Origin of the sequence: Acinetobacter sp. YH12126 (assembly GCF_013418745.1) — a bacterium.
Lineage (GTDB): Bacteria > Pseudomonadota > Gammaproteobacteria > Pseudomonadales > Moraxellaceae > Acinetobacter > Acinetobacter amyesii.
Genome location: NZ_VPBM01000037.1, coordinates 1 through 8,296, shown reverse-complemented (window position 1 = coordinate 8,296; position 8,296 = coordinate 1). Strand labels below are relative to the sequence as shown.

The window sequence follows — 8,296 nt, the reverse complement described above, 5'->3', positions numbered from 1 at the left end:
GTTTCACATGATCATTTTTTTGTTGAACAGTGTGAAATATCTGAAGAGTATTTAATTGAGTAAAATGACATTTTCAAATATATAGATTTATTAGTTCTACTAAAATTAACATAATACACGTTATACGAAATGCTTGAAATTTTCCTATAAGCATCAATATCTTAACTAAAGCCGTTCCAGTAGACAGCGCACTGGAACGGATTTTTCATGATTATTCATGTTCCACGCCTAATATTTGATCATTGTTCCACACTTTTGATTAGCTCCAGTGAATAATCTATAAGGGTTTGAAATCAGTATTTTGATGTAAACTTTTAAAAATCCGTTTAGCAGTTTCTTCTCTGACACTTTTTGGATCTCGTAAGATGCCACCAATCCAAAGGGCAAAAGTAGGATAGTCAGGAAAATTACTGAGGTCTGAAAGTTCAGAAAATTTAGATAGAATGGTGCTGTATTTATTAATTTGAGCATCTGACATATTGCAGAACAGATCTACTGTGTTTATGTCCATTTTAGGTGCTATAAGTTTTGGCTTAGGCTTCTCTTTCACAATAAACTTAAAACCAACCACAGACCGCCCTTGTTTAACATTCTCATAATTTAGATCAATATCAGTATTAGCTGTGATTTCATCTATTGATGGATGTATGACACGATCTTTTAGATTGCCAATACGTCTATATGATTCAGGCAATCCGAGTTGCTTGAATAGTTCATCAAGACTAATTTGAAAACTACCCATTGCTTGGTGTTTCTTAGCTAAATGGTATATGTCGAATGAGTAGTCTTTCTTAAGAGTTAGAACAATATCCTTCTTATATTTTGTATATGGGTTCAATTTATCAAATTCTGTCAACATCAATAAAACGATTTCAGGGAAACGAATTGCAATACCACCTTCTTCATAAGTGCAATCAATGACCCAGTTAGATAGAACTCGTTTCCCTCTTTCATTGGTATAAGAAAAACTACGTTTAATTAGATTTCTACTGGCTATTTCTAGCTGTGTGTATGCTGAATGCGTTTTGATACCACACTCTTTTGCAAACTGTTCAGCCGTGATCATGATTGTATCTTTTTCTTTTGCATGAGTTGTTCTTGCAATTGGACTAGCAAGTATTAGCAGACGCTTTTCATCAATATTCATGCTTTTAAAGCACTCTTGAATATTATTTTGCATTACTACCCAATTGGATGGATATGTTTTCTTATTATCTTGCATCACTATAAATCTACAAAGAAGAATTTGTAGAAAATAATATAGCATTGATCGATTTTTGACTACGATTTTTGTAGTTTTTTAACATTAAACTACAAATACATCTTTGTAGCTTAATGTCCGGCATTTGTAGTTTTTAAGTCCGATAAAAGTAGTTTTTTAAGTCCGTTTAGTCCGGTATTTGTAGTTTAATGTCCGGCATTTGTAGTTTTTTAAAGTCTGAAAGCCTTACTCTGTATGGTCTAGAAGGGTGCCTAAAAGTATTTAAAAGCTTTTTAAAAGAATAAAAAGGATTTAAAGGCAAAATCAAAGGCTATGGCACTCGCTTCGCTCGTGTCGTTTCAAGAGCAAAATCAAAAGCAAAAACATTGATAGTGTATTCGCTTCGCTCATACTTTTTTAAAAGCAAAAGCTCCAAAGTTCGCACCCATTCGGGATGCTCTGTACTTACCGTTTAAAATCGAAAGGGAGTTTGTAATCAGAGAAGAAGTATTTCTGAAATTTTTATGATGCTCAATCACTCGTAGACACTCGTTCGGTTTAAAGCTGTTTGCTTCCCAAAGGAAAAACAAAGCGAACGGAGTGTGAGCGAATAAACCATTTATCGTTCATTCTCACTCTGATTACTGTTTTTGCTGAATTCGATTAAAAGTCAAAATCGAAATCACGGCTCTGTTGTGGTTTCTTTTCAGGTTCGGGGCTTGGCTGTGAAAAATGTTTTTCAGCGATAGGGGCTTTTTTCTCTGCAATTAAGTTTTTTATGCCCTCAAAGCTATCTAAACAGTTTTGATATGCCTGTTTTTGAGATTTAAAACGATCATTTTGTGGCTCTAAAATAATTTCACAGTTTAAATATTTGAGCATGGTCTCATCATTTTTAATGATCTTTTCAATTTTTTCATAGTCGTAACTACTAAGGCTATTCGATGCACGAGACGTATACTGCTTCAAGTTGTCTGCCTTTTCAGCGATACAGTCGATAATGCCTAACTGGCTTTTGTTTCTGTATAGCTCATCTTGTTTTTTAGAAAGTCTCTCATGGCGGATATTATAATCAGGGTAGTATCCGTCATATCTCAGCCTGAACTCCGATGCTAGTTGAGGTTTTATCCTAAGATCCTTGACTAATTCTGTGAGTTGTTCAAATTTTTGATCAATGATATTAAGCTGCCAAGCATTGTTTCTAACTGCTGTAGTCGCTTGTCCTGAGTCCTCAAGTCTTCGTCTATACTGATTGATACTTTGAGTTGTGAGAGCTTCAAGAGAGCTTGTTCTAGATCTGACTGTTGAGCTGTAATTTTCTGTCGGATAGGTCTGAGTTCTGTACTCACCATACTGTTCACAATATTGCTTAAATTCAGATCGCTTAAGGCTTGTGTTAATTGTGTCTGTAATTGGCTCATTAAGTTGCGTTGAAAGTTCAGCTGTAAATCCTGTGAAAAACTGCCCTGCTCGATTTTGGATAATTCGCCTTTGAGTGCTGAGATTAAGGCTTGTTGTGCCTGTTTCTCCGACTGTAAAATGCTGATTTTGTCCTGTAATTCCTGCTCTACTTCGCTGTAGCCGGTCAAGATAGTCTTTAATGAATCGACTTGTTGAATCAAAACCTTGTTTTGCTCCGCTAACAAGCTGTTTTGTTGCATCAATAAGTTGTTTTGCTCTGTCAAAAAATGGTCGATTTCGGTCTGCATGTCTTATCTCCGTAGGCTGTTCAAATAGTTGACTTGATTGGTGATTGCTTGTGCATTCTGCTGAATCATTTGCTTTTGAGCTTCGATTGTTTTTAGGTTGGTTCGTGCTTGAAAGGCGAAATAAAAACTGATTAAAAGCATCAACACTGCAAATATCGCTATCCCCAGTAGTCCGTGAAATGCTCTCTGACTGTTCAATTTTTCCGTCAAAAGGCTCTGAAACTGACTGTTGATTTGATTGCTTTGGCTCGCTATGACTTGTCCGACTTGGGTTTGAATAGACTTCTCTAGACTGGGTTGGTCGATCTTGATGCTTAGTAACTGGCGGTTTATGGTTGCTTGGAGGTCTTGAAGTGAGACTGAAAACGAATCTATGCTCGATTTCACTTTTGATATTTCCGCAATATCTATACTCGCTAGCTGAGCCGACAATCCGTCTATTTGCGCCTTGTAGCTCGCTGTCGTCTCTTTTATGGCTTGGGGGGATAGATTGCCTATTTCGTTCAATATCGAGCTTAGACGCGATTTGAGGGCTATTGTTGTCTGCTGGACTTGCTGTAAAAGCATGCTGTTTTGAGTGATAGGCTCCTCGCTTTGCTCGATAGTCATCTCGAATGCTTTGAGCGTCTCGGATAGCCTGTGCAAGCTCGTTTGCAGTTGGTCGGCTTTCTGCTTCTGCTCTGAGACGCTCTGAATAAAGTCCAATTTCGAATTGTTCATGATAAAAATCGCCTGAAAGTCTATGTTTTTTGCCATTATTGAGAGTGACAGTTACGGTTTGCTGTGCTCTGACTGATGCCACGCCTTCGAGTTGCTCGATACAGCTAACAATGTCTGCTCTATTTTTTACTGTTTGGGTCTTTAAAAGTGTTTGGACGTAGTTATCAACGGTGTTGCAAAACTGCTTTTTTGTGAGGGTCTCAAAGTCTTGGCTTGTAAGAATTTTTTTTGCTTGGGCATTGAGCTTGGCAATGTGATTCGGCTCTTGTGTGGTCTGTGTCAAGAGCAAGTCATCAGGACGTGACCATTGATATTTGGTGTTGAAGTAGTCCCGCAACGAGTCAAAGTGCTTTTCATGACCAGGGGGCGCAATATTCAGTGATTTTCCGCTTTGTATATCAAGGCGTGGTGCTAGAACGTGGATGTGCTTTGAGCCGTCATCGTCAGTGTGTAGCACTGCAAAAAGGTGATACTGCGAGGGATCTAGTCCCGAGAATGCATGTTTTTCAAAATCGTTTAAAACTTCTTGGATCTGCTCATTAGTTGGATCATCTTCTTTTGACCATGCAATCACGCCACTGGTGTACTTCCACAAGTGAGGACTGGCATCACAAACTGCATTAAAGGTAGTTGCATCACCTCTTAAAACTTCAACGCCAGCTCGAATATTACCTTGATGATCGAGCTTATCTAAAACATAAGCTGAAGCATGTGCAGCAGATCCTTTGCCATGGTCTAAAAATTTAATATGCACTCTCGTCCACCTCCGCCAGTTGTATCGAAGACAACTGCTTTTTAAGCCGTTCAGGGCTTTGTCTGCTGATTTTAGGAAGTGCAGGGAATACGTGTTCTAACTCGGTTTGAATGCCTTTTAAAACTGAAAAGAGGCTGTAAATATCTAACTTGCGTTGCTCTTGCGAATCAGCATTTTTAATGATGTTTAAGGCTCGGGCAATCTGATTTAAGTTGTTGCCGATCTTGGATAGTTCTAGCAGTACATTCGGGTCAGCTTTTTGATAGCGTTTGACCACTTCAATCACTGTTTTGATTTTGGTTCTTGGTTTTAGTTCTTCTTCCGTGGGCCGTTTAACCGTGACTGCATCTTGCATAACTTCACGCTGAATCAGAGAGTGGATGAAGTCTGTAAAAGTCGTTCCCTCTTTTTCGAGATGCTTCTCCAGTTGCTCTAGCTGTAGCTCGGTGAGTCTGAAAATTTTATTTTTACTTCGCATATCCTCATCCTATTCACAGGCTTTTGCTTTCAAGTCAATGAAATTGACTTGCCCATCTGTGATGGGCTTGGGGTCTTAGGGGATTCCCCTAACAAGTCCCTGAATATCGAAAAACCGAAGGTTTTTTGTATATACAGGTAGGCTTGCTTATCTTATTTAGTCATCTAATAGTATTCTACTATATCGTGAAAGATTTATATAAAAAGATCAAAAAAAGGGTTTATCAGCTAATAATACCTAAATTTGTATATGAGTTTTTATGTTGAAATTATGATGGAAATGGGGACTGGCTCATTTACATAACTTTTAAAGGGGAGAAGCAATCCAATAGCCGTAGGTAGAACAAACTTCAGGAATAAAGCGAGTAACAGATTTTGGTATTACTGATGACGGCCCTCCACTAAGGATAATTTCATTACCTATAAAAACTTTATGATTATTAAATTTATTGGTGATGCTAATCCTACCGTCCTTTGTATATTCTAACTCATGATTATTAGCCCAAATAATAAATGAACCGGTATCACTACCAAGCCGAATACAACCATAAGGATCTACATGCAATTTCCCACCAGTAATGGTTACTCTTGAACCAGAATTAGCATGTTTAATAAAAATGATAGGTTTTACTGACTCTATGGAGTTAGATACGGGTTGGGACTTCGCTATACAACCAGTAAGCAATGTAATAATTATAAAAATTTGAGCTAAATTTTTTATTCTCATATTGAACTCTTTGAAGGCCATGCAATGCTTAGCTTCTTTTCAAACTTTCTTATCGTGCAACTAGCGTAAAGTAGCTCGATGCTTTGAAACATGGCTAAAGCCATATTTCAAAGCATCGAGCTAAAATTAGCCAAAAATCTCTGAATGGCTATCTAACTGGTGTAACTCTAAAATGTCATCCCCTACGAGCCTGTAAATCAAGACTAAATCAGGTTTAACGTGACAATCTCGACAATTCTTAAACTCAGCACCACCTTTTAATGGGTGATCTAGGTATTTTTCAGGCAATGGACTATTAGCAACTAAACAGTCCAGTACCTCAGCCCATTCAGCCGTAACTAAATCTAAGTAACGTCTTTTAATATTTCGTTTAAATGAGTTGGTTACGATGATCTTTCGTTTAGCCATGAGCTTCATCCGACATGGCTTTGATTGCTTCTTCTACTGTTTCGTACTCGGTGTACTCCCCATTTTCAATCTCTTTAAGAGATTGAAGCAACTTTGCTACTGCTGTTGGGGTCAGAGTTGGTTCTTTCGCATAGTCAAAAGCTAATGGAACAGTTCTTGTTTTCACCACCTGATTTAAAAAAAGTTTAAATGCTTGTGGCATTGTTAAACCATATTCTTCAAAAATATGATTTGCATTATCCCTCAAGTCTTCTTCTAAACGCATATTAAAATTGACTGCGGACATGGTTAATTCCTCTAAAAACCAATAATGTAAAGACAATATAAGGCATTATCTTTACATTTTCATTACTTTTGATGTAATAAATGGTTTCTAATCGCTAAATTTCGTATAATCGCCATTATGTTAAATAACTTTTAGAAGCTTTAGTACAAGCTTGACAGATTGTCTTATCATTATAAAATAACCTTATTCAAATCATCCTCCCAAGAGTAACGCCAATGAAGTAAGTCATTTTCTCATCATTATTTTTAAACTTTTGATGTGCAAAATAGATTCTACTTGTGGCTATATATTCTTGGTCTCTACTTTATATCCTAAATAATATATTGTTTTTTATAAGTTAATCTTCACTATTTTGCATATCCTCTACATGAGGAATTTTTTATGCAACATGCATGTATTGCTTCAAACTTAAATTTAGAATTTTCTACACAGAAAATGTTTGATCAGCTAAACATTACGCTTTTATCAGGACAGGTTTCTGCATTAATTGGACGTAATGGTTTAGGTAAATCCCTATTGTTCAGAATATTAGATCAAAGCCAAGCTTTAGATATTCATTATAGTGGTCAAGTTTCATGGAATATCCAACATGATTATTTGGCACAATTAGAACGCCTTAATGCTGAAAATATTGCACAAGCATTAGAGGTAGATCATTTACATCATGCTTTTCGGCGTATAGAGAACAATACAGCTAGTTTTGATGATTATGAGTTAGTTGAAAATACCTGGGATTTACCACAAAAATGGCAAAATATACTTGAAAATGCTGACTTACCTACGGATTTGAACTTTCCAACAGAAAAACTGAGTGAAGGACAAAAAACAAAGCTGGCTTTATGTCGTTTGTTTTTAAAAAAGGATCACTATCTACTTTTAGATGAACCAAGCAACCATTTAGACTCAACATCTAGACAATGGTTAATTGAGAGTATTTTGGCACACCCTAGTGGTGTATGCCTGATTAGTCATGATCGCCAATTACTCAATCAAGTCCAACATATTTATGCTTTAACTGAATTAGGCTTACAACACTACAAAGGTAATTATGAGCATTACATTCAACAGCATCAGCTACACATGGATGCATTAACTCAGTCTATTAATAATGAGAAAAAAGAATTAAAGCAGTTAAAACAACGGCAACATGATAGCTTAATGAAAGCGAATAAACGTCAATCTAAAGGCAATGAACTTCGTGATTCTAATTCTCAAGCAAAGATTTTTCTAGATTTCAAAAAGGAAAATGCTGGACAAAGCTTAGGTAAGCTACGTGCCCAACAAACTCGACAAACTGATGATTTGAAAAATAGTCTGATTAATAGGCAGACCATTGTAGAAAAAATCAAAGCTCAGAAGTTTGAATTCCACTTACAGAGTACGAAGCAAGGAGAGATTTTAAGAATTCATGATTTAAAGCTACCCCATACAGCAACAAATAAAATTAATTTTGCATTGAAAGCTGGCGAAAAAATCCATCTTAAAGGTGCTAATGGAATTGGTAAATCAACCTTATTGAAATTGATTTCTACCCATCAACGTGATGATATTTTCTTTAGTGGAACATGTTTGTATTTAGATCAAAACTTTAGTTTATTAAATAATGATTTATCCGTAATCGAAAACCTTGCACTTTATAACTCCAATCTTACTGAAGTTGAGTGGAGAAATTTGTTAGGTCAGTTACGTATTCGTCGTGAAAAAGCTTTATTAAAACTATCAGAACTGAGTGGTGGTGAAAAATTGAAAGTCGCATTATTAGCAATGAGTCACTATCCTGATGGTATTGATTTATTATTGCTTGATGAACCAGAAAATCATTTAGATATTGAGTCTAGAGAGCTTCTATCGCAGGCTATTAGCCAATATCAGGGCGCTGTAATTTTAGTTTCACATGATCATTTTTTTGTTGAACAGTGTGAAATATCTGAAGAGTATTTAATTGAGTAAAATGACATTTTCAAATATATAGATTTATTAGTTCTACTAAAATTAACATAATACACGTTATACG

Annotated in this window: 7 protein-coding genes; 1 reads left to right on the top strand and 6 read right to left on the bottom strand. The window is 36.2% G+C overall.

Annotation, left to right across the window (positions count from 1 at the left end; genetic code table 11):
* Positions 1-277 precede the first annotated feature (277 nt).
* The 6 genes from FTU62_RS16950 to FTU62_RS16925 all read right to left on the bottom strand — a co-directional run bounded on the left by FTU62_RS16950 (position 278) and on the right by FTU62_RS16925 (position 6,282).
* Positions 278-1,222 (bottom strand): replication initiation protein, encoded by a 945-nt coding sequence (locus FTU62_RS16950; protein WP_180103253.1) that lies wholly within the window; start codon positions 1,220-1,222, stop codon positions 278-280.
* Between the two features lie 642 nt (positions 1,223-1,864).
* On the bottom strand, positions 1,865-4,384 hold the full coding sequence (locus tag FTU62_RS16945; protein WP_180103252.1) for a relaxase/mobilization nuclease domain-containing protein: 2,520 nt from the start codon (positions 4,382-4,384) through the stop codon (positions 1,865-1,867).
* Positions 4,374-4,862 (bottom strand): plasmid mobilization relaxosome protein MobC, encoded by a 489-nt coding sequence (gene mobC, locus FTU62_RS16940; protein WP_180103251.1) that lies wholly within the window; start codon positions 4,860-4,862, stop codon positions 4,374-4,376. The genes FTU62_RS16945 and mobC overlap by 11 nt, the downstream gene beginning before the upstream one ends.
* A 306-nt stretch (positions 4,863-5,168) precedes the next feature.
* The gene (locus FTU62_RS16935) at positions 5,169-5,609 is read right to left on the bottom strand and encodes a hypothetical protein (RefSeq protein ID WP_233945583.1); all 441 of its coding nucleotides are present in this window, start codon (positions 5,607-5,609) and stop codon (positions 5,169-5,171) included.
* A gap of 105 nt (positions 5,610-5,714) precedes the next feature.
* Positions 5,715-5,996 carry a type II toxin-antitoxin system YafQ family toxin gene (locus FTU62_RS16930; RefSeq protein ID WP_159124547.1) on the bottom strand — a complete coding sequence of 94 codons (282 nt, stop codon included), beginning with the start codon at positions 5,994-5,996 and terminating at the stop codon, positions 5,715-5,717.
* A complete protein-coding gene (locus tag FTU62_RS16925) occupies positions 5,989-6,282 on the bottom strand; it encodes a type II toxin-antitoxin system RelB/DinJ family antitoxin (RefSeq protein ID WP_159124548.1) in 294 nt (97 codons plus the stop codon). The genes FTU62_RS16930 and FTU62_RS16925 overlap by 8 nt, the downstream gene beginning before the upstream one ends.
* Before the next feature lie 381 nt (positions 6,283-6,663).
* On the opposite strand from FTU62_RS16925, the gene FTU62_RS16920 reads away from it, so the two are divergent.
* Positions 6,664-8,232, top strand: a complete 1,569-nt coding sequence (locus tag FTU62_RS16920) for an ATP-binding cassette domain-containing protein (protein WP_159124549.1) — start codon at positions 6,664-6,666, stop codon at positions 8,230-8,232.
* Positions 8,233-8,296: the final 64 nt, after the last annotated feature.